Here is a 22,061-nt window from a genome sequence, read left to right as displayed (position 1 = left end):
TGGAAATAAAGGTTGCGGGAAATGAAGGGTTACGGGGTCAGGCGGCGGCGCGGCCGTCTTCGGACGCCCCGAGCCCCGCGGCGTCGCGGTCCTCGGCCCAGTCGAGGACGGTCAGCCGGTTCACCACCAGTTCCTTGGCGGTTCGTTCGGTCCCGTCCTTGGCCGCATAGGCCGTGTCGATGAAGGCGCCGACGACGACGGCTTCGCAGCCCTGGGCGAGGCCGCAGGCGATGACCTTCTCGTTGAGGCCCCTGGACCAGCTGACGCAATTGACGCCGACGAGCCGGTCCTTGCCGGCGGCATCGACGCCGCGTTTCTCGAGTAACCGGAACACCGCCTTGGCGAAGTCCGGGCTGATCTGGGGGTCGGCCGCCAGTCGGCCGGTGAACACCATGGTCTGCATGTCAGTCTCCTGTTGATCCGAAGCGCCGGGGAGCCGATCTCCCCGATCCCGCTTCACCCTCATCCTCCCTTCCTCCCGTCTCCCTCCTGACCGGGCGGGGCCTTCGCCTCGTCCGGCCGATCTCAGGCCGCCGCGCCGTCAAGGACCGACTGCACCGGATGGCGACGCAACACGGCTTCCAGGACGCGGGGCCGGTCGACCGGGATGAAGACCCTGGGCGTGAAGGCGATGATCTCGACGAAGCAGCCGAGCGCGACCAGGGCGTCGCGATCGATACGGCCCCCGACCACCTCGATCCGCCAGCGATCCATCACCCGCGCCCGTTTCAGCCACAGGCCGCCGTCCAGGCAGAGTTGGACGCTGCGGTCGAGGAGGCTGGCGGCGGTCCTGGCGCCGTCCGCCCAGGCATCGCCGATGTCGCCCAGGCCGAGGCTCGCCTTGAGCGCCCGGGCCTGGGTCTCGTCCAGGACCCGCCCCAGCCAGCGTCGGCCGTCGGGTGCCCGGACCCGACGGACCGAACACCCGCGCGCCGGCAACCGGCCCCAGATCGGCAGCAGCAGGCCGGTCGCCAACGTGAGCTCGCGCCTCAGCCAAGGGTCGGTTCCCGCGACCTCCTCATCCCAGACGCGACGCCAGTCGTCGATCGCCGCCGGCTTCCAGGCGGATTCCCCGAACGTCTTCTCCGGCAGGGTCTGGCGTCCATCCGGCCGGATCAGACGGACGGCCGCGATGAGGCGGTCCTCGTCTGTGGCGGTGGTCAGGCCGAGTTCGGCGATCGCCGCTCGACCGGATTTGGCGTTGACGACCAGCTGATGGGCGATGTCGGCGACCCGGGCCAGCGCGTCGTCCGGGTTGAGGATGTCTCGACGGACTCTCAGCGAGAAGGTCACCAGGGCGGTCTCAGCCCCCGTCGAGACGTCGGTCCGGATGGTTTCCTGGTCCAGAACCTCCAGTTCCCCGGCCTCGATATCCTCAAGACCCCGGTCCAGCTCACCCGACGCGGCCGCGCGCTCGAGGATGCCGGAGAGGATGCGGTCGAAGTCCTCGAACAAAGTGTTCTGGTCGGCGATCCTCAGCGCCAGCAACCGGTTCAGGAAGGTGTGGATCGGCGGCAGGTCGTCGGAGGGTTTGAGGCCGCCGTCGGCGTCGAGCAATTTGAGACCTGTCTTGATCGTAAAGGTCTCGAGCGTCATCGAGGCGAGCTCACCGAAGGCCAGGGCACCGTAGAAGACGAGAAGGGCCCTGCGCGCCCACGGGCTCTCCAGATTGTCCTCGGCCCGGAACAGACCCGCGCCGGCCGTCCGCCGCTCGCCGCGTGTCAAGGCGCCGAGCGTGTCCAGCCGACGCGCTATGGTCGAGGTGAAGCGCTTCTCGCCCTGGATGTCGGTCGTGACCGGCCGGAACAGCGGGGCCGAGGCCTGGTGGGTGCGGTGGCTGCGGCCCAGACCCTGGATGGCGGCGTCGGCGCGCCAGCCCGGCTCGACCAGATAATGAACCCGGCGTTGCCGGTTCGCCGCCGACAGGTCCGAGTGATAGCTGCGTCCGGTGCCTCCGGCGTCGGAGAAGATCAGCACCCGCTTGCGGCCGCTCATGAAGGCGTCCGTTTCGGCCCGCGCCGCCGACGCTCCCCGCCGTTCCACCAGTCTGCGACCGTCGCGCACGACCACCCGCCGCGACCGACCCGTGATCTCGGCGACGGCGTCCGTGCCGAAGGCTTCCAGCACGGCGTCGAGCACACCCGGCACGGCGGGCAGACAGGCCATCCGCTCGATCAGGACCTGGCGACGACCGAGGGCCTCCTGACTGACCGCAGGCCGACCGCCATCCATGACGGGGACCATTGTGACGTTGCCGTCCTTGTCCTCGATCGCCTCCATCAGATGGACGGGGAAGGCCTCCCGCAGATAGTCGAGGACGTATTCGCGCGGGGTGAGGTCGATGGAGAGGTTGTTCCACTCCTCCGGCGGGATGGAAGAGAGTCTTCTCTCCATGACCGCCTCATTGGTCGAGACGATCTGGACCACGGCCGAGCGATCCTGGACCAGATCCTCCCGGATCGATCCGATCAGGCTCGGTGCCTTCAGGCCGGCGAGAAGATGAGCGAAGAAGCGCAGTTTGGCGCTCTCAAAGGCCGAATATACGGCGGACGCCGCCTGGCCGCTCTTCGGCTTGCCGTCCTCGTCGTTCAGGCCCGTGGCCTTCAGGGCCTCGGCGAGATTGGCGTGGATCAGCTGGAAGGCGTCGGCCCAGGCGTCCCAGATGGCGATGTCGTCCGGAGTCAGGGGATGGACGAGCGGCTCATATTCGACCCCTTCGAACGACAGACTGCGCGCCACATAGAGCCCCAGCGCCTTGAGTTCGCGCGCCACCAGCTCCATCGCCGCCACCCCGCCCCGGTCCATGGCCTCCAGAAAACCCGCCCGCGACATGAAGGGCGCCTCCGGACCGCCCCAAAGGCCGAGGCGCGCGGCATAGGCCAGGTTCTCGGCCGTGGTGGCTCCGGTCGCCGAGACATAGAGAACCCGCGCGTCCGGCGCCCGGTTCTGCAGGGCCAGGCCGGCCATGCCCTGAAGCGAGGCCTTTTTCGCTCCCCGCGCGCCCTTGCCCCCGCCGGCGGCGTTGGCCATCGCATGGGCCTCGTCGAAGGCGATGACGCCGTCGAATTCCTCGCCAAGCCAGGCGATGATCTGGTCGAGCCGGGATTGGCGGTCGCCCCGGGCCGGCTGGCGCAAGGTGGCATAGGTCGCGAACAGGATGCCCCGGTCGAGCCGGATGGCGTCCGCCTGTTTCCAGCTCGACAGCGGCACGATGTCATGGGCGCTTCCGCCGATCGCGGCCCAGTCGCGCCGCGCGTCCTCGAGCAAGGCGTCGTTTCGCGACAGCCACAGCGCCCGGATCCGTCCCTGGCACATATTGTCGGCGATGACCGCCGCGATCTGGCGACCCTTGCCGCATCCTGTGCCGTCGCCGAGAAAAAAGCCGCGTCGCAGCCGGACGGCACCTTCCTGGTCCTCGGAGACAAGCACCATCTGGTGCGGCGCCTGATCCGGCCGCCACCATCCGGGCAGGTGCGCGGCGTGCGCCTCCCCGGCGTAGATCACCATCTCGGTCTGGGCGTCCGAGATCCGCCCCTCATCGCGAATGGCCGGCGGCAGGACCGGTCGATAGGTCGGCACCGGCGGAGCCACCGAGGCCATAGGGCCGGACTCGACCAGGGGCGACGGATGCGGACGAGGATCGGGCAGGACGATCCGCCCCAGGACGTAGGCCTGGTAGAGCCCGACATCGCGCCCCTCCCCGGCCCAGGTACGCACTTCATAGGTCTGGGGCACCGCCCCCGCGAGGAAGGCCAGTCGGCCCGAGGGGAGGGCCAGGCTCCGCTCGCGCGGTCTCAAGAGGGCGTTGGTTGCCACGGGCAGGCGCATCCGCGGCCTGGCGCCGACCCGTGGCGAAAGCGCCGCGATCCTCCACGCCGCGTCCGGCAGATCGTCGGAGGTCTGGACAGGCGCGGCCTCCGCGGCGCCTTCGGCTCGGTCGATCACCAGCAGACCCGTCTCTACCGAGGTCCCATGTTTGGCGAAGGCGTGGGGTGGAAAGGCCATGCGCGCCACAACACGCGCCACCTCACAGAAACGGCGAAGCAGGCTTGGGTCCGTCAAGGCGGTCAGCGGGACGATCGCGGCCAACCGCCCATGGTCAGCCAGCGCCTTGAAGGCCGCCGAGAGGTGGTCGCCGAGCTCCGAGAACGGCGGATTGCACACCACCACGTCGAACCCGCCCGCGTCCGCGCACAGGTCATGGATATGGCGTCCGTCATGACGGGTCCGATCGGCGTCGGGGAACAGACCGTCGAGCAGAGCGGCGCGCCCCGGCGCGACTTCGTTCAGGCTCAGCGTTCCGCCGCAGGCCCCGGCGACCGCGGCGAGCAGACCCGTGCCGGCCGATGGCTCCAGGACGCGGTCTCCGGGGCGCACCCGGGCGGCCAGGACCGCGAGCGCGGCCAGGTGGGGCGGGGTGGAGAACTGATCCAGCACGACCTGCGCCTCACTGCGCCGGGTGTGGGTCAGTCCCAACGCCGAGACAGCCGCCAGCAGGGCGGCGATCTCCGCCGGTGCATCTTCCAGACGACTGACCTGGGGTGCCAGACGCCGGATCTGCAGGACCGTCGCCGCCTCGATCGCGTCATAGGCGTCGCGCCAGGCCCAGGCCCCCTCGGCGTCGGACGCGCCGAATGCGGTGGTCATGACGGCGGCCACAAGCCGACGGTCGAGCGGTCGGGATCGCGCCAGATGGGCCGCCAGCGCCCGGGCGGCGGCAAGGATGTTGGCGGACGTATCTCCGCTGGGGTCGGCGAACAGCGACAGGGTCGAGGACATGGGATCAGCTCCGGTGGCCTGAAGCGGAGGGCGCCTCCCTCTCGGTCCTGCAGGCTCGTCCTCGCCCGCCCTTCCCTCGCCTTTCCCCGGACCAGCATCCGGACACGACAACGCCGCCCCGGCACGAACCGGGGCGGCGTGCTCGAGGCGGATCGTCGTCAGGCGGCGGCGGGCCCCAGGGCGGCCTCGCCCGCCGGGGTGACGGTGAATGCCCCGATCCCGTCGTCGTCGTGGGTGGACACGTCAGCACCAACGTCCTCTTCGGTCGTCACCGGTTCCTCGGCCGGCAGCGGACCCGCCCAGGAGAGGCCGGCCGGCGCCCAGCTCCGGGACGCCGCCTGTTCGGCGACCCAGTCGACCAGTTCAGTCTTCTTCAAGGATCGCGCCCGCTCGTCTTCCGCGCCCATGCTCTCCAGCATTCCCAGCAGCAGTCCCTTGGAATGGGCCTGCAGGAAGGGCGCGTCCGGCGTCCAGTGGAGGGTGATGTCCGCCCCGCACAGGGCGGCCAGCTCGGCCGCCTCCGTTCGGGCGCTGCGCCGGATCAGGGTGGTGCGGGTTTCACGGACATCGAGACTGATCGCGGTCAGTTCCGCCAGCAGCCCCATCTTCTCCCCGTGCGGCAGGGCATGGACCCAGGCGATGACCGTCTCACCCGACGCCTGCCAGGCAGCCCGACGGTCGTCGAGCCGCTGGCGCACCTCGCCGTCCAGGGTCTCGATCACCCGTCCGTCCACCGGATCGAACCCGGTGGCGAGAATGGCCAGGGCTGACTCCGACCGCGCCACATGGGTGCGCAGAACCAGGACGGTGAACAGGCGCGCGATCAGGGCCGTCAGCGCCGCGCCCGGATCGTCGGCCAGGGCCCGGATCAGTCCGCGCGTGGCCACCTCGGTGCGTACGCCATGCAGGGCGTGGTTGACGCCGTCGGTGTCAGGCTCGGGCGCCGGCGCCTCCGGAGCGACATAGACCGGCGGAGCCGACGCCCGGTCCGCCGGATCACTGTCGAGCGATCCGGCGTCCTCGATTTCAGGCTCCTCGGGCGTGTAGCAGCGCACATCGACGCCCGTGCCGGCGGCGGGCCACATCACCATGGTCGTTACCACCCGCCCGCCGCAGCCCGTCTGGTCGGCCTGCACCCGGGCGCGGATCATGGCCACGATCGCGGCGTCAACGGCCTCAGGATCACAGGCCTCGGCCAGGGTCTGCCGGACCGCCTCCGCCCGCGCGTTGAACGCCTCCCGTTCGGCGCGGTAGCGCGCCATGTCGTCGGCCGGGAGCTGAGCGCCATAGACATAGCCCAGCGCCTCAAGGTCGTCCGGGAGGTCCGGTTCGGGTCCGGCGGTGACATGCACGGCGATTCCTTCGGCCTCGAACACGGCGGCGATAGCGCGCGCCCGACGCATCCACAGGTCGGTCAGAATCTCCGGATCGAGCAATACGGGCGCGAGTTCCCCGAACAGATCCGCCTCGGTGCGCCCGCCCGCCTCGCCATAGCTGAGCGCGTCGACGAGGGTGCACCGTCGATCCCGACTGGTGACCCGCCCTTCGTCCAGCCGCTCCGTGATGCGCCAGTCCTGGAACCCATGCCCGTCAAGCGCCGCCTCGGCGAGTTCGGCCTGTTCGGCCTTGTCGGGCAACCGGGCCAGCAGTCTGGCCTGTTTCAGGGTCATCCGTCCGGACTTCAAGGCCAGGAGAGCGGCCTCAGGCAGCCCGGCCAGGGCGGCCAGCCGCTTGATGTCGATCTCGGCGTAGCCGAGGGCCCGGGCGATCACAGGCACGGTCAGCTTCGATTTCAGCATCCGGCCGATGGCGGCGATGATGTCAGCGACATGGACAGGCACGGCAGTGTTGGTGAGCAGGGCGGCGGCGGCCTGACGGGCGGGATCGGTCTCGACACAGACGGTGACGGGGTAGTCCGCGTCGATCTCGCCGGCATCCAGCAAGACACCCAGGGCGAGGCGGCGGCGGCGGCCGTCCAACGCCATCCAGGGCTGCTCCTTCCTGCCCCGCCCGGGCCGGACGGTGAGGCGCTGCAGCTGACCGGCGGCCTTCAATGTGGCGGCCAGGGTCGGGATGTCGTCATCCGGCGGTTCGTTGAACCGCAGATTCTCGTGCGCGATGCCGATGTCACCGAGACGCACGGTTCGCTCGTCACGATCAGGGATCACAGCTGGAGTCGTATCAAGGACAAGGTCGGTCATGAGGGCTCTCCCGCCGGGCTACGGGGACCATCCCCGTCGCTCCGACACCCGTCAGCGCCCTCACTCCTTTCCTTTGGCCGCAGCGACGGCCACCTCGTTCCAGTCCCCGAACGGCGGGTCGGGAATCTGTATTCGGGCCACGACACCGAGGGCCGCAACGCGACGTCCAAGCCGCACCGCCGCCCGTTCGCCGGCCGTTCCGCGGTCGGCCGCGATCAGCAGGCGGCGCACGGACGGCGGTGGTGTCCAGCCAGCGAGGTTGTTGGCGGCCGTCAGGGCCCAGCCTGGAAGCTTGAAGCGATCCATCGCGGACAGGGTCGTCACGACCCCCTCCCCGACGAGCATCTCCCGGGCCGCCGGGGCCAGACGAACCGCGGCACCGGCCGGAACCTGACCGACCATCTTGCGCGTCAGCCGGATACCCGAGGCCAAAAGGCCGTTCGTATCGAGATAGGTCACCTCAACCGCCGTCAGGCGATCCGTTCCATCACTGATCCGCGCGACAAGGGCCGGACGGGTGCCTCCGGGCGGGCGATAGACAGAAATCGGTGCCTGCGGATGAAATCCCAGGCTCAAAGCACCGCCAACGCCCTGGACGGCGCGAAGATGCAGGTAGCGATCTGCGGCATCGCCGATTTGGATGGGACGACAGCCGGCCCAAAGATCTGAAGCGGTTCGCAGGCGAACACTGGCGTCGGGCCGCGGAGCCGCCGGAACCGTTCGATCGCCGCTACTCAAACGACCAGCGTCATCGATCAGACCCCGCTCCCGCAGATGATCCCGAACGGTTCGCCAATCCGAGCTGCCGAATCCGTGAATGACGACCCGATCGTCCGTCAACAACAGCGAAACGGAACGGTCCCGGGCGCTATGTCCGGGTGCCCGGATGTTGGCCCGCTGTCCATTCGCATAGAGGTCGCCGCCCAGGGCGGCGACGATGCGGTGCAAGGTCATGGCCGTCTCAGATCAGGCCCAGGGCCTTGAAACTGGCCGTCCCTTCCCGGCCGACAACCAGGTGGTCATGGACCTGGAGATTGAAGACCCGCGCCGCGTCGACGATCTGGCGCGTCATCTGGATATCGGCCTGCGACGGCGTCGGATCGCCGGAGGGATGATTGTGGACCAGGATCAGGGCCGAGGCCGAAAGCTCAAGGGCGCGGCGAACCACTTCGCGGGGATAGACCGGGGCGTGGTCCACGGTGCCGTGCGCGACCAGTTCGTCCCGGAGCAGGTTGTTGCGCCGGTCCAGAAACAGGGTCCTGAACTGTTCGCGGGGCTCATGCGCAAGCGCCGTCCGGACATAGGCGACGAGCGCCGTCCAGGAGGCGATCACGGGGCGACGGCAGGTTTCATCGCGCGCCAGACGGATCGCCAGTTCACGCAGAAGCTTGATATCCGAAAGGGCAAGAGGGTCGAGGCCAGGCGTGCGCCCGAGTTCGCCGGGCTCGGCAGCGACGACAGCACCCAGGCCCGCAAACCGCTCCAGCAGGATACCGGCAAGCCGATCCGTGTTGGCACCCGGGCCATTACCGGTTCGCCTCAACATCAAACTCAGCAGGGCCTGATCATCCAGCACCGCATGAACCAGGGTCGGCCCTGCAGGCAGGCGTTCGTTCGGGCACGGGCCCAGGGCCCGGGTCGGAATCGGTCTCATGGCGGTCTCCTTCTCCGCTCCACCACGGAGCACCCGCCGCCCGGCCTTCCTTTCTCTCCCTGGTTAGACTTGTGACAGACCCGCGGCTTGGCCGGCGGTCCGCCACCTTGAGCCGGTGGAACGACTTCTGATCAGCGCCGCGGTCATGCGGACCGCAGCCCTCGCCCGAGCCGATCCCAGCGAGGCTCGACTGCCCGGATCATCATTGTCAGCACCTCAGCTCCATGATGCGAACTCGAACACAAGGACGCGGCGTATCACGAGCGGTGCCTGCCCAATCGTCGAAGGGAGGTCGCGTTGCACCCCGCCGGCGTCCGGCGTGATGATCTCGTCGGTTCTCGCACCGGTTCCGCGCGCGCGTTCGAGGTCTTCGCCTCATCGATGAGAAGACCGTCAGGGGTTCGCTGCCGCCTCAGGATAAATCGTCACAAGGCAACAGCCCGTTGATCGGGCTGGGCTCGGAGACAAGCAAACACCGTTCCTCGTCGATCATATAGTCCCGAGTGGCCGGAGAAGCCTTGATGTCTCGGGTAAGCTGGATCTGGAAGACGGTCATACTTCCGACCCTGAACGCGGTTTCGCAGGCCGCAAGATAGAACTCCCACATGCGGCAGAAGCGCTCATCGTAGATCTCGGCGGCGCGGGCCCGATTAGCGCGGAATCGTTCCGACCAGCACCGAAGGGTTTCAGCGTAGTGGAGCGGCAAGAGCTCAACGTCAGTCACCCGTAATCCGCTATGTTCGACCGCCGTGAACACTTCCGACAATGACGGGCAGTATCCGCCGGGAAAGATATACTTCTCGATCCATGGGTCGTTTTCGGCTGGCGGACCCGCTCGTCCGATCGCATGGATGACGGCGAGCCCGTCCGGCGCCAGTAGTCGGTGCACGATATTGAAGAACTCCCGGTAGTGCGGTTGGCCGACGTGTTCAAACTCCCGACCGACACGATGCGGTCGTAGGTTCCAGTCTCATGGCGGTAGTCGCGAAGATGAAAGCGTACGTGCGGCTCCAATCCGCTGGCTGACACACGAGCAGAGGCGACCCGCAATTGTTCGTCGGATAGGGTAAGGCCATCGACTTCGACGCCATGCCGGCTTGCCAGTTCGAGCGCCAGGCCACCCCAGCCACTTCCAATATCGAGCACACGGGCACCCGTCTCCAGGCGCAGTTTCGCCGCGATATGACGCTTCTTCTTGGCCTGGGCGACCTCAAGGCTCTCATCGCCGTCCTGAAAATATGCGCACGAGTATTGCGGGTCAGGGTCAAGAAACAGGCGATAGAGGTCTTCGGACAAGTCATAATGATGGGCGACATTGGCGCGAGCCCGGGCGATTGGATGGCGTCGTTGGCGCTTCCGGAAAGGTCCGGCGAACTCACCCGCCGCGAGTGGCGATTTGGCGAAATCATTGGCGATGGAAACGCCGATCATCAGGAAGTCGCGCAGCGATCCACCCTCCAGGATAAGCGTCCCGTCCATATAGGCCTCACCTACACCCAGCATGGGGTCGGCCAGCACCCGGGCCGAGGTGCGGGGATCAGTGAGCCGAATGCTTGCCGTTGGAGTGTCGTCGGTGCCGAAGACGTGGCGCTGACCCCAGGGATCGACAACCACGAGCGACCCTTGCTGAACAGCGCGCCCAAGCGCCTTGGCAAGAAGCTTGAAGGAGGTGCGTTCGGGTAGAATCGAACGGAGCGCTTCTTTCATCATCGGTATCACCTTCAGGGACAGAGGTCGCAAGGTGAGACGCGGGAAAGAAGCAGGCCTTACAAGAAGCGTGAAGTCTCCGATCCTAACGTCGAGACCCTTGCCGACGCTATGACATCTTGGAGTCGGACGTGGCGACGGCGCCTGAATGTAATGAAACGGAGACTGCATCGTCCGTTTAATGACTGAAGCGGCCCTTCTGGTCGTCGCCCGCACGGAGGGTCAGGTGTCTACGCTGCGTTCGCTCATTCTTGGTGCCCTGTGGGGCCTTTGGACGGTGCTGTTTGGTTTGGCGATCCCGTTTTTATGGATCTCCAGGACGAAGCCCTCAACGGTGCGAATGTTGTCGCGGGTCTGGGCCCGTGGCGTTCTGTCCATGCTGGTCGGCATCGTTGGCTTGCGGCACCGGGAACGGGGTCGGGAGCACGTTTCCCGTACGCCTGGCCTGATTGTTTCCAACCACCAATCGACCTGGGAAACCTTGGCGGCACTCGTCATGTTTCCGGATGTCGCGATCGTCGCCAAACAGGAACTCCTGCATATTCCGGTGATGGGCTGGTATCTAACGAACTCGCCCATGATCCTGATCGATCGAACATCGGCATCCGCAGCGCTCCGAGAGATGACGTTGCAAAGTCGAGCGGCTCTTGCCGCCGGACGCCCGGTACTGATCTTTCCTGAAGGCACCCGAAAGGCGGTCGGTGAACCGATCGTATTCCGGCGCGGCGTCGAATTTCTTTACAAGGCGCTGGGCGTCCCGACTCTTCCTGTTGTCCTGGATTCGGGGCGATTCTGGGGTGTCGGAGGCCTTCCAAAACGGGCAGGGGTCATCACTGTTTCGTTCCTGGAATCAATCAGTCCCGGCCTGAGCACGAAGGATTTTACCCGAACCGCGCAAGCTTCAATGCACGCCGAGGCGGTTGGGATCGAAAAGCGACGAGTGTCCTCACTGTCCTGTTTGTCGGCGAACTGCCTCGCCTCCCCCCAAATTCCGGAACTCCGCTCATGAAGATCGCACAAGTCACGCCGCTGTATGAGGCCGTGCCCCCGAAGCTGTACGGCGGCACGGAACGGGTGGTGGCCCACCTGACCGACGCCCTGGTTGAGCTGGGCCATGACGTCACCCTGTTCGCCAGCGCCGATGCGACGACGCGCGCGCAGCTGATCCCGGTGCGCGATCAGGCCATGCGACTGGATCCGGCACCGTTCAAGTCGGACCTCGCGGCCCACATGATCATGTTGGCCGAGGTGCTGAAGCGCGCCAACGATTTCGACGTGATCCATTTCCACACCGATATGATCCAGTTTCCGATGTTCGAACGGTATGCCAACCGTACGCTGACGACGTTGCACGGTCGGCTGGACATGAAGGATATCGGCGGCGTCTACGAACGCTGGCCCGAGTTCGGTCTGGTGTCGATCTCCGACAACCAGCGTCGGCCCCTGCCCCACGCCAATTGGAAGGCGACCGTCCATCACGGCATGCCGGCCGAGCTTTACCGCTACTGCCCGAAACCGGAGGGCTATCTGGCCTTCCTCGGCCGCATCTCGCCCGAGAAGCGACCGGATCGGGCCATCGAGATCGCCACCAGACTCAACAGGCCACTAAAGATAGCGGCCAAGATCGACGCCGCTGACAAGGTTTACTGGGAGACCGTCATAAAGCCGCTGATCGACGACAATCCTCTCATCGAATTCGTCGGTGAGATCGGCGATCACCAGAAGTCCGCCTTCCTCGGCGGGGCCGAGGCCCTGCTGTTTCCGATCGACTGGCCCGAACCGTTCGGTCTGGTGATGATCGAGGCCATGGCCTGCGGCACGCCGGTGGTGGCCTTCCGCTGCGGCTCCACCCCCGAAATTATCGAGGATGGCGAAACCGGCTACCTGGTCGACACCGTAGAACAGGCGGTCGCCGCCGCCGGCCGGGCGCATCTGCTGGACCGCGCAGCGATCCGGGCCCGCTTCGACCGGCGGTTCTCGGCCACCGCCATGGCTCGCCGGTATCTGGACGTTTATGCGGATATGTCGGCGCGACGGCCCTTTGCCAGGACACTGACGAACAGCTCCGTGGCCGCAGTGCGCGAACAGAAGAGCTTCGCCGTCCTGGATTGATCCGCAAGCCATGTTGCGCGGCCCTTCGAGAGCCAAGCGTTGCGAGGCACCCGATGCCTTGCCCGCTCGAACCCTGACGCACAGTCACATTGCCGGCGACTGAAGCTCTGAAGTCGGCGGTTGCCCGGACGGCTTTTTCGATCGTGGAGGAAAGTACAGCAGCACGATGACGCTGAGCACTGCTGCGAAAAAGCACCACACGGAGATAAGCCACACGGAATAAAAAACGTAGGCCGCAACGAATGCCACAAAGGCCGCGAGACCAAACAGCCTGACCTTCGTGTGACTGGAGAAGAGCATGCTGACACAAGTGCTGAGGACATACAGCAACATCACAACGACGATATAGAAATGCGTGGAGACGTAGGCGATATGCCGTCCCTGCACCTGTGAAACGATCGGCAAACTTACCAAAAAATACAGGAGGTAGAGGCCCACCGCGGCCCCGACCAACGCGATGGCAAGCAATACCCGGCGACGCCAGAGCACCGGCTCGATCAACAGAATCGCGATTGGTACATAGATCGGCCAAAGGACGTGCGAGAAGAGCGAATAGACGAGCGTAAGCACGGTATTCATCATCGGTGCCTTGTCGGGAAACGTTAGCCAGATGGTTCCCTCAATCAGCTGCTGAATACCGAACAGGACGGGGATCAATGCGAAGGGCAGCTCGACGCGCCGCCGTGCGCGGCGAACCGTCACCGCCCCGACGATCATTAGCGCGGCCCCGGCGGTCAAACTGGCTGTAGCGGAAAAGCACATGCGATCGTAAATCCTCGGATCTCAACAGACTCAGGGGTTGGTTTACAGCAGTAGACTGGCACCTGCCCACCGAATTTCCGAGCCGAAGCTGGTGGTCATCAATCTTCAGTCGGCATTGGGGCCAGCCGGACACTCTGAATTACGCTTTGTCCGAGCGACACCTTCTTGGGCATGCGACTTCATCGACGGATCCGCCGAGAGAGAATTGGGACGAGCCGAGGCTGATCTGTAAGGAATTTTGACTTACCGCGTCATAGCTCTGTGGGCGCGCCCCGGCAATCGGTGACCAGGCCGGCGCGCGGACAATACGCTCCAACGAAGATCTAGGAGAGACTGATGAATTGGATGGTGGAGAACTGGCCCTGGCTTTTGATCGGGGCAGCCTTTGTGGGACTGCACCTTGTGGGTCATGGCGGCAACGGCGGTCATGGGTCGCATCGATCCACAAAGGGTAGCGACAGCGCTCGCTCACGAAAGGGCGACCTGAAACCACCCCATGAGCACTGAGCGAGCCACTTCGGCAGCTTTACAGAAATCCCGGCGGAGCCGACCCATGATAGACACGAAAATTGTAAGCTGGACTCTTGGAATTTGGGCTTCCGTAACGTTTCTCATTTGCGTGGTCTACGGACTGATCGCGCCTGAGAACCTGCATGCACCGGCTATGTTGGAGCAGTTGTTGCCTGGCTTCACGTGGCTAACCTGGCCCGGATTCCTGTTGGGATTTGCAGAAAGCTTTCTCTACGGAGCTTACGCCGGATTGGTTTTTTGCCCGGTCTACAACTGGCTGAACCGGCGCTGGGGGCGGGGTTAGAGCCCGGGGGGGCTATGGGATGATGAAGCCATCATGACCGGCAACGGCACAGGCGGAAGCTCGCAACCGCGCGGAGCGGCAAAAGGTGCTGGAGCAAGTGGCGTCAGCCAGAACTTCCGGCAAGCCCGGGACGGCGTCGACGTCGCGTAGGGCCATCCGCCTCCCAGGTCTGTAGCGCCGCCGCTATGAGCGGCGCGAGCGTGATGGCATTGCTTGCATGTGGGACGCTGTCGCTGGACACGACCCTTTCGGAGAGCCGGGAGAGTTCCGCGAAGGCCTCCCCCGCGAAGATTCCATGGACGACGACGCAGACGGGCGGTGGCAAGCCTTGTCTCTGCAACTGATGGGCCGCCTCAATGAGTGTCCGTCCGGAGGACGCAATGTCATCAAGCAGGACCGGGCGGCGGTCTTGCCAGGGCGTGAGGTCCGGAAATGTGATCTCGACCTCCCGATCTCCGTGCCGAATTTTTCTCAGCACGACGTGGGGCGCACCAACTGCTGCAGCGACCGCCTGGACCCACTGCTCACTTTCTTCATCGGGTCCGATTATCAACGGATGGGGGACTTCAGCGGCGATCCAATCGGCCAGCAAGGGCGCGGCATGCAGCGTGCGCGCCGGAATGTCGTACAGAGCGGCCAGCGCCGAATAGCGGTGCAGATGCGGATCGACAGTGACGAGTCGGTCAAAGCTGCTCGAGATGAGCCGGGAAAACGCACGCGAGGTTACGGCCTCACCGGGCGTGAAGCGCCGGTCCTGGCGCATATAGGCGAGATAGGGCGCGACCAAGGTCACCTCCGCCGCTCCGAGATCCCGGGCTGCGTCAGCGGCAAAGATCAGGCTCAGAAACCCTGGATCCGGACGCGCCAGACTACAGACCAGGTCAACAGGGCGTCCCGCTACGTCTGAGACCAACCGGACGTAGCTTTCGCCATCCGGAAAGTGGCGGGTTTCAAGCTGCCCCAGCTCAAACCCGCCCGCCTCGGCGATTCGCTCGGCGAACGCCTCATTTCCCGGGAGGGGCAGGATCAATCGCATGGTAAACTCCCGAAACGAGGGTTGGGAACCAGGGCCAAGAGTAGTCCCGGAGAGCCCGACGCACTGGCTCCCGGATGGCAGGATGCCCGTTCAGACGCTGCGGTCTGCCAGTTCTTACAACGTGCCTTCGCCTCCACGTACCGATCGGCCCTCTGGGCAACTCTACGCAAGGCGGGGGAAGACCCGACCGTCGGGGACGGAGGCGCTGTAGTACCCGGTCGAAGACATGCGTCATTGTCGACACGGGTCGAGTTCAGCCCCTCGCGGAGAGACCGGAACATGTCTGTCGCCCACCCAATGCGCCACTGGGCGCACCCGCTTCTGTTGGCCGCCGTCGTCGCCCTGGCGCTCGCTTCCTGCCAGGCCAAGCCCGTCGAAGGTCAGTCGCAGACCGTCGATGGTCTTCGACTTGTGTACGGCGTCATCGCCAGTGAGAAAGTGGGCGATCACCCGCGGTCCCACCCTGAGTCCCGGATGCACGACGGGCCGCCGCCGGGGACCGATCACGTCACGCTCGCCGTGTTCGACGCCACAACAAACCAGCGCATAAATGACGCCCAGGTGTCGCTGAGTATCGAAGGGCCGCGTAACGCCGGCCCCGGAGCCGGGCGACTGGACCCCATGCATCTGGACGGCTCCACCACCTACGGCGGCTATGTCTCGCTTCAACATCCCGGACGGTACCTGCTGATCTTCCATGTGGCTCGCCCCGGTCGGCGCGACGATCCGGTCAGGGCCGCCTTCGCCTACAAGCGATCCTGACAGGCCGTGCCGTGCTCGGGCACCCCGCCGCCGGCGCACGGATCGGTGTTCACCGCGACTGCCGGCAGAACGAGGACCGGTGCGAAACCACCGCCCGGCGTGCGCATATTGGTGGTCTGCCCCTGGTAGAGGCGGGCCGCCGCGAGCAGCATCCGCCCCCCGTAGGTGTAAAGGCGCACGTCGACCTTCAGACTGACCGGCTCGTCGTCGGGCTGGATGCGTCGTTCTCCGGGAGCGGCGTAGGCTTGCGCGACGTAGGCGGCGGTCTTGATCTCTTCCCAGACCCGTCGAGTGAGTTTGGCCCCGCGGTAGGCCGCCTTGCTGGCGTGGCCCCGGACCGGCTTGAAGAACCAGTTGCGCCGGTCTGCCCAAAGCTCTGCGGCGTTTTCCGGTCGCACGAGGACGGTCCGGGGAACGGTCGCCGCAAGAACGGCGGCATGGTCCGCTCCCAGCCCCCAGCGGTCTAGTCTTTCGGGATCGGACAGTAGGGTAAGGTTCTGCTTGTCGGCGAGGCGGCTATAGATATGCGGGTTGGGCGTGACCACGACCAGGTCTCGCTCATAGGCCTGCCTGAGGACCGCGTGGGCCGGCTCCTCCAGCAGAAAATCGACCAGACGATTGTAGACGATGTCCACACGAACGCCGCCGAGCGTCAGCGCATCACCTTCGAGCTTCAGATCGCGAGGATCGCCGATCAGGACCTCGAGTCCGACCGCCCGCAGCTGGGCCTGGGCGAGCCTGAACTCTGGATACAGCGCCTGCGCCATGGGATCGTCATCCAGGATGGCAACCGTTGCCGGCGTCCCACTCCCGTTCTGCAGCCGCCACTCATTGCGGAACATCTCTCCGATGTGCTGCTGAAACGTTGCCGGCTCGGGAGCGTCAACGCCGGCGACGACCCCCGCGCAGCACGCCTGCTGCGACCGGGCGAGAACGGCGTTCAGGAAGGCACCTCCGGCGTTGGTGTTGATCTCGATGAGCTTGGGGCCGACGGGTGTCACGTGGAAGTCGTAACCCATGAAGGCACCCAGCGGACCCGGATCCCGACGCGCGAGCGGCGGGGTCCAGGCCAGGGCCGCTTCGCGATAGGCGGGCAACACGACAGCCGTCTCAGCCGCCGCCACCACGTCCATCATCCGGCCGAGCGTCTCTGCGGGCAGGAAAACGGGGGACCGCGCGAACAGCCAGGGATGGGTTTTAGCGAGGTCCCCGGCGAACCCGGGGATCTCCGTCTCGCGATCGAGTGCGGCCGCGAGGGCTGCCTGATCCACCCCCACGCAAAAGCAGCCGCCGTTCAGCTGGTCTGCGCGTATGGAGCCGGCCAAGGGCGACAGATCAGACATCAATGAACGAGCCTCCTTCTGGGTGGCGACCGGCTTGCTCCGCGTCGAGTCACCGGTCAAGGCCAAGCAGCCGGGAAGCATGGCGTGCGATCATCCGTTCTTCGTCGGTGCGGATCATCCAGCCGGTGACGGGACTGCCGGCTGCGCTCAACTGTCCAGTCCCGCGGCTATTGGCGGCCGGGTCGAGCTCGACACCCAGCCAGGCGAGCCGTGCACAGATCTCCGCACGGATCCGCGGTGAATTCTCGCCGATGCCGGCGGTGAAGACCAGACCGTCGAGCCCCTCCACGCTCCCCGCCAGGGTCGCGACCTCGCGCGCCGCCCGGTAGACGAACAAATCAACCGCCTCGCGCGCGGCCAGGTCGTCGCTTTCCAACAGGACGCGCATGTCGCCGCTGAGCCCCGAGACGCCCAGCAGGCCGGAGCGCCGGTAAAGCAGATCGACGAGTTCTGCGGCGTCGAGCCCCGCGATCTGCTGCAGGTAGAGCACCACCCCAGGGTCCAGGCTCCCGCAGCGCGTTCCCATGACCATGCCGTCGAGCGGGGTAGCACCCATGGTGGAATCGACGCTGCGACCGTTCCTCAGTGCGCAGAGGCTCGCGCCCGAGCCAAGATGGGCCGTGACCACGCGTCCGGTCGCCGTCGACGGATCAAGCAGCGCGAGTTGCTCGGCCACAGACTCGTAGGACAGACCATGAAAGCCGTATCGTCGAAGCCCCCTGGCTTCCCAGACCCTGGGCAGGCCCAATCGATCCGCCACCGGCTCGTGACCGCCATGGAAGGCGGTATCGAACGTCAGGACCTGAGGTAGATCGGGATGCGACTTCCGAAGCGCCCAGGCTCCCGCAAGTCCTTGCTGCTGGTGGAGCGGGGCGAGCGGAGCAAGGGCGTCGAGGGCCTTCAGGACCGGCTCGGTGGCCGCGACGGCCTGGCTGAAGTCCGGACCGCCGTGCACAATGCGATGTCCAACCCCGGCCACGGGCCCCGCCAGTCGCGCCTCCACCCACCGCAACAGATCCGGTGCCGTGTCTCTGCCCCTGTCCACCCAAGGGGCCTCAGTCAGGACAACTCCGTCCGTGTCCAGGCTCAAGACCCGTCGGCCCGGGCCGTGGGACTCGATCCGGCCCCGCAACACCGGTGCGAGAGTGCCCCCGGCGGTCTCGAACGCGCCGAATTTGACCGTGGACGAGCCGGTGTTGACAGCGAGGACGGACGGCATCCTGGCGACGATCCCTGATTGGCGCACGCCGGGCGTGCCGATCATTTCCTGACGCGGCCAACCCTCACCCCTTACGGACCCGCCCGCGCCGGCCGCCTCATCCACCTCGCCCGTGAACCGGGCGCGGCGTAATGCTCTGCCGCCGGCGGCGTCAGATAGGCAGCGATGTTCAGTTTCTCGCGAAAGGATTCGGCCCAATGGCTTCGAACCAACCGTCAGGACGCATGCTGAAATTCCTCACGCTCGCCGCTTTCGGCGCGGGTCTGACCTATCTGCTCATCGGGGAACATCGGGTCCACCTCCTCGGCTGGCTACCGTTCCTGCTGCTCCTGCTCTGTCCGCTGCTGCACATGACCATGCACGGCGGTCACGGTCGCGGGCATCGTCAGGGACCGCCGGGCCCTTCGGCCGCCGATTCCTCCCATCCGCACCAATCCTGAGCGAGGTTCCCGTGCCCGAACCGCAAGCCTACGGACTCTGGTCCCTGGTCATCCTGAACTCGGTCCTGTTCATCTTTTTCGCCTTCACCTTCTTCAAACCGAGGACGGGCCGGGACTGGCGCTCATTCAGCGCCTTCAGCGCCTTCCTGGTGGCGCTCTTCACCGAGATGTACGGTTTTCCGCTCACACTCTATTTCCTGTCCGGATGGCTGCAGACGCGCTTCCCCGGCGTCGACTGGTGGTCGCACGACGCCGGACACCTCCTCGAGACGATGTTCGGCTGGAGGGCGAACCCCCATTTCGGGCCTTTTCATATCCTCAGCTTCGCCTTTATCGGCGGCGGCTTCTGGCTGATCTCCGCAGCCTGGCCGGTACTCTATCGCGCCCAGAAGAATGGAATGTTGGCCGTCAGCGGTCCATATCGATCCATCCGTCATCCGCAGTACGTCGGCTTCGTACTGGTGATGTTCGGCTTTCTGATACAGTGGCCGACCGCGCTCACCCTGGCGATGTTCCCGGTGCTGGTCTTCATGTATTGGCGGCTCACCAGGAGCGAGGAACGCGAGATCGAGGCGCGCTTCAGCCCGGAATACGCGATCTACAGGCTGGCCACACCCGCCTTCGTTCCGCGACTGCGCCGAACGGATAGCGCGACGCCTTCGCGTCCCTGAACTGTCACTCGACCCGGGGCTTGCAGGAACCTTGCGCTCTCACCGGGCGCATACGTGAATGCTCGGCAGGCAGCAACGTATTCGCTCAAGGCGGCGCTCAACCTGAGTTCAACCTCAACATTCTCCTTAATCGATCAGCCAGTTCAATACGCACCGCGGTCGACAATCCCTCAGAATTTCGGATACAAATAGTGTTGATCTGACATTTTGATCTGTCGCAATGGCGCGTGCGCTCTTCGGCCCGATCCTGATTTCCAATAGATGGACAGGATTTGCCAGATGAATCTGCAACGAGCCTCCGCATCAGATGCACCGGCTTCAGTGCCCCCGTCGATTGGCCTGGCGCCGGCATTGGCCCGTCCGGAAGAAATTGTACGCCTCGTGGAATCGAGCCTTCGATACGGTCGGGCTGGCCATTTGCGTTTTCTGAGGGGACGCCTTCGGTCCAGAGAAGACGCCGAAGACGTTCTGCAGGAGTTCGCCCTGAAGGCCACGCAAGGCGCACGACACCTGACCAATCCCGGCAAGATCGATGCATGGCTCGGCACCGCCCTGCGCAATGCCCTGTTCGATCGTTACCGTCGCAATGCGAGCCGTGCCCGGCTGAACGAGGCCATGCTGTCGGAGGTTCCCGTACCCGCCGGAGACGATGCGCCGGAGGGTCTGGACCGGGCGTTGCAGTGCCTGTCCGAAGCCCTGGGCGACCTCAGACCGGAGACCGCCCAACTCCTGCGGCGCGCGGAGCTCCAGCAGACCCCTCTCAAGGTGATCGCCCGTGAGATGCAGCTGACCGCCAACAATGTCGGCGTTCGGGTCCACCGCGCCCGCGCTGCGCTGCGTCGGGCGATGGAGGTGCGCTGCGACTCCTGCTCCGAACCCTGCGTTCTTGCGGCACGGTGGAGGCCATCCGTCGGCCCGGCGGGTCAGGCCTCGACCGCAGCCGCGCGCAGCCGCGGCGGGTGAAGCAGGGGCGCTGCGACGCCTGTTCCGAATTCCGTACTCTCGCGGCACGGCGGAGACCAGTCGTCGGGCCTGCACGTCAGCCCTCGATCTCGATCATGTCGTCATGGGAAGCGGCATAGTCCAGCGCATAGGCCATTTCGCCCGCCGTCTCGGCGTGCACTGTCAGCAGTGGCTGGCCGGTCGCGACCTCCGCCCCCAGGCGCACATGCATCTCGATGCCGGCGGCCTTCCGTTCAGGCGCTCCCGCCAGCTTGGCCAGGGTGGCGATCTGCCGGTTGTTGATCAGGATGACGCGACCGGAGCGGGTCGCATGAATGGGTGCCCGCTGGGCCGCGACGGGCGGCGTCCGCATGCCCCCTTGCGCCTCGCAGATCCGCTGAAACCTGACCCAAGCGCGACCGTCGGCAATGACCGCTTCGGCAGTGGCGGCCCCCAGTCCGGCCTCCGCCGCGCCGGCGAGTTCGAGGGCAGCCCCCGCCAGAAGGCAGGCGCGTTGGCGAAGATCCTGCGGGGCATCAGGTCGGTTCTGCAGCACCGCCAGGACATCAAACGCCTCCAGGGCCGGCCCGATGCCGATGCCGACCGGCTGACTCCCGTCAGTCTGAAGGCATCGCGCCTTCAGGTCGAACCGGGCTGCGATCTCGATGAGTCGCCGCGAAAGCTTCACGGCCGCCTCAGTCGTACGCACCTTGGCGGTGGCGCCGACGGGAATGTCCAGCACGACATGGGTGGAACCTGCCGCAATCTTCTTGGACAGGACCGAGGCGATCAGCTGACCTTCGGTGTCCACATCCAGAACGCGCTCGACCCGGATGAAGATATCATCGACAGGGCTCAGCCTCACGGCCCCGCCCCAGACGACGCACCCCCCCTCGGCTTCCACCACGCGACGCATGGCGGGCAGATCAAGATCGACCGGCGCCAGAGTTTCCATGGTGTCGGCTGTGCCGGCCGGCGACGTGATGGCCCTCGAGGAGGTCTTGGGGGTAAGCAGGCCGCAGGCGGAAAGGATGGCCACCACGATCGGCGTCGTGCGGTTGCCCGGAAGTCCGCCGACGCAGTGCTTGTCCATGACGACGTCGGACGCCCAGTCGAGCTGCTCTCCCGCCCCGACCATGGCGCGTGTGAGGGCTACGGTCTCGGCGTCATCCAGCGGCAGGACCGAAGTCGCGGTGAGAAAGGCGGCGAGATGGATGGGGGTGTACTGGCCCGCGGCAACGTCCCGGATGATGCCGTCTATCGCTGTGTCATCCAGCCTGGCGCCATAGATGCGACGTCGCACGCTGGACATGGATTCGATCGCCGGCGCGTGCCGCACGGTGACCGGGTCACCGGTCTTTACCCCCAACGCTCGCCAGGCTTCCTCAGAGAGCGCGGCCTCGTCCGGAGCGACCACCTCGCCGTCCATCTGGTAGAGGGTAGCATAGACCTCACGGTCACCTGACTTCAGCACGACCTGCGACCGGGCCGACAAACCCTCCGAGCGGCAGGCGGGGCAATCCCGATGCATCAGTACGATCGATTCGCGCTGGGCATGGAGGCCGAAGCGGCGCGCCTTCAAGGGCGCTGCCGTCTCGGGGGCGGTTTTGACCATGTCG

The 22,061-nt window shown here is 66.0% G+C and carries 17 protein-coding genes and 1 pseudogene; 7 read left to right on the top strand and 11 right to left on the bottom strand.

Going from position 1 to position 22,061, the window contains the following annotated elements; genetic code table 11:
• Nucleotides 1–37: 37 nt before the first annotated feature.
• The 6 genes and pseudogenes from AAC050_RS00810 to AAC050_RS00785 all read right to left on the bottom strand — a co-directional run bounded on the left by AAC050_RS00810 (nucleotide 38) and on the right by AAC050_RS00785 (nucleotide 10,065).
• Nucleotides 38–403, bottom strand: a complete 366-nt coding sequence (locus AAC050_RS00810) for a hypothetical protein (RefSeq protein WP_339913147.1) — start codon at nucleotides 401–403, stop codon at nucleotides 38–40.
• A 122-nt stretch (nucleotides 404–525) separates the two neighbouring features.
• Entirely contained in the window at nucleotides 526–4,779 is a 4,254-nt protein-coding gene (locus AAC050_RS00805; RefSeq protein WP_339913146.1) for a bifunctional class I SAM-dependent methyltransferase/DEAD/DEAH box helicase, read from the bottom strand.
• Nucleotides 4,780–4,937: 158 nt separating this feature from the next.
• Nucleotides 4,938–6,980, bottom strand: coding sequence for a chromosome partitioning protein ParB (locus tag AAC050_RS00800; RefSeq protein ID WP_339913145.1), 2,043 nt, complete (start codon nucleotides 6,978–6,980; stop codon nucleotides 4,938–4,940).
• Between the two features lie 60 nt (nucleotides 6,981–7,040).
• Complete coding sequence (locus AAC050_RS00795; RefSeq protein ID WP_339913144.1) at nucleotides 7,041–7,934, bottom strand: toprim domain-containing protein; 894 nt, start codon at nucleotides 7,932–7,934, stop codon at nucleotides 7,041–7,043.
• A 7-nt stretch (nucleotides 7,935–7,941) separates the two neighbouring features.
• Nucleotides 7,942–8,634: a DNA repair protein RadC gene (gene radC / locus AAC050_RS00790; RefSeq protein ID WP_339913143.1), complete on the bottom strand. Its 693-nt coding sequence runs from the start codon at nucleotides 8,632–8,634 to the stop codon at nucleotides 7,942–7,944.
• A gap of 412 nt (nucleotides 8,635–9,046) precedes the next feature.
• Nucleotides 9,047–10,065: pseudogene (locus tag AAC050_RS00785) on the bottom strand (cyclopropane-fatty-acyl-phospholipid synthase family protein).
• A 457-nt stretch (nucleotides 10,066–10,522) separates the two neighbouring features.
• Here AAC050_RS00785 and AAC050_RS00780 point away from each other — a divergent pair.
• Nucleotides 10,523–11,350 carry a lysophospholipid acyltransferase family protein gene (locus tag AAC050_RS00780; RefSeq protein ID WP_339913142.1) on the top strand — a complete coding sequence of 276 codons (828 nt, stop codon included), beginning with the start codon at nucleotides 10,523–10,525 and terminating at the stop codon, nucleotides 11,348–11,350.
• The gene (locus AAC050_RS00775) at nucleotides 11,347–12,453 is read left to right on the top strand and encodes a glycosyltransferase family 4 protein (protein WP_339913141.1); all 1,107 of its coding nucleotides are present in this window, start codon (nucleotides 11,347–11,349) and stop codon (nucleotides 12,451–12,453) included. The genes AAC050_RS00780 and AAC050_RS00775 overlap by 4 nt, the downstream gene beginning before the upstream one ends.
• A gap of 84 nt (nucleotides 12,454–12,537) precedes the next feature.
• Here the strand turns inward: AAC050_RS00775 and AAC050_RS00770 are convergent, their stop codons facing one another.
• Nucleotides 12,538–13,215, bottom strand: a complete 678-nt coding sequence (locus AAC050_RS00770) for a DUF6629 family protein (protein WP_339913140.1) — start codon at nucleotides 13,213–13,215, stop codon at nucleotides 12,538–12,540.
• A gap of 553 nt (nucleotides 13,216–13,768) precedes the next feature.
• On the opposite strand from AAC050_RS00770, the gene AAC050_RS00765 reads away from it, so the two are divergent.
• Nucleotides 13,769–14,029, top strand: coding sequence for a DUF5676 family membrane protein (locus AAC050_RS00765; RefSeq protein ID WP_339913139.1), 261 nt, complete (start codon nucleotides 13,769–13,771; stop codon nucleotides 14,027–14,029).
• A gap of 103 nt (nucleotides 14,030–14,132) precedes the next feature.
• Here the strand turns inward: AAC050_RS00765 and AAC050_RS00760 are convergent, their stop codons facing one another.
• Nucleotides 14,133–15,065 carry a ribose-phosphate pyrophosphokinase gene (locus tag AAC050_RS00760; RefSeq protein ID WP_339913138.1) on the bottom strand — a complete coding sequence of 311 codons (933 nt, stop codon included), beginning with the start codon at nucleotides 15,063–15,065 and terminating at the stop codon, nucleotides 14,133–14,135.
• 279 nt (nucleotides 15,066–15,344) lie between these two features.
• Between AAC050_RS00760 and AAC050_RS00755 the strand changes: the two genes are divergently transcribed.
• Nucleotides 15,345–15,827: a hypothetical protein gene (locus AAC050_RS00755; RefSeq protein ID WP_339913137.1), complete on the top strand. Its 483-nt coding sequence runs from the start codon at nucleotides 15,345–15,347 to the stop codon at nucleotides 15,825–15,827.
• Here AAC050_RS00755 and AAC050_RS00750 read toward each other — a convergent pair.
• Nucleotides 15,812–17,170, bottom strand: a complete 1,359-nt coding sequence (locus tag AAC050_RS00750) for a hypothetical protein (protein ID WP_339913136.1) — start codon at nucleotides 17,168–17,170, stop codon at nucleotides 15,812–15,814. The genes AAC050_RS00755 and AAC050_RS00750 overlap by 16 nt on opposite strands.
• 49 nt (nucleotides 17,171–17,219) lie before the next feature.
• Nucleotides 17,220–18,434, bottom strand: coding sequence for an acetate/propionate family kinase (locus AAC050_RS00745; protein WP_339913135.1), 1,215 nt, complete (start codon nucleotides 18,432–18,434; stop codon nucleotides 17,220–17,222).
• Nucleotides 18,435–18,613: 179 nt separating this feature from the next.
• Between AAC050_RS00745 and AAC050_RS00740 the strand changes: the two genes are divergently transcribed.
• The 3 genes from AAC050_RS00740 to AAC050_RS00730 all read left to right on the top strand — a co-directional run bounded on the left by AAC050_RS00740 (nucleotide 18,614) and on the right by AAC050_RS00730 (nucleotide 20,463).
• Nucleotides 18,614–18,829, top strand: a complete 216-nt coding sequence (locus AAC050_RS00740; protein WP_339913134.1) for a DUF2933 domain-containing protein — start codon at nucleotides 18,614–18,616, stop codon at nucleotides 18,827–18,829.
• An 11-nt stretch (nucleotides 18,830–18,840) separates the two neighbouring features.
• Complete coding sequence (locus tag AAC050_RS00735) at nucleotides 18,841–19,500, top strand: isoprenylcysteine carboxylmethyltransferase family protein (RefSeq protein ID WP_339913133.1); 660 nt, start codon at nucleotides 18,841–18,843, stop codon at nucleotides 19,498–19,500.
• Nucleotides 19,501–19,917: 417 nt separating this feature from the next.
• Nucleotides 19,918–20,463 carry a sigma-70 family RNA polymerase sigma factor gene (locus AAC050_RS00730; RefSeq protein WP_339913132.1) on the top strand — a complete coding sequence of 182 codons (546 nt, stop codon included), beginning with the start codon at nucleotides 19,918–19,920 and terminating at the stop codon, nucleotides 20,461–20,463.
• A 76-nt stretch (nucleotides 20,464–20,539) separates the two neighbouring features.
• Here the strand turns inward: AAC050_RS00730 and AAC050_RS00725 are convergent, their stop codons facing one another.
• On the bottom strand, nucleotides 20,540–22,057 hold the full coding sequence (locus AAC050_RS00725; RefSeq protein ID WP_339913131.1) for a thymidine phosphorylase family protein: 1,518 nt from the start codon (nucleotides 22,055–22,057) through the stop codon (nucleotides 20,540–20,542).
• Between the last annotated feature and the right edge of the window lie 4 nt (nucleotides 22,058–22,061).

It is taken from the genome of uncultured Brevundimonas sp. (assembly GCF_963974615.1).
Lineage (GTDB): Bacteria > Pseudomonadota > Alphaproteobacteria > Caulobacterales > Caulobacteraceae > Brevundimonas.
This window is presented reverse-complemented; position numbering and strand designations above follow the sequence as displayed.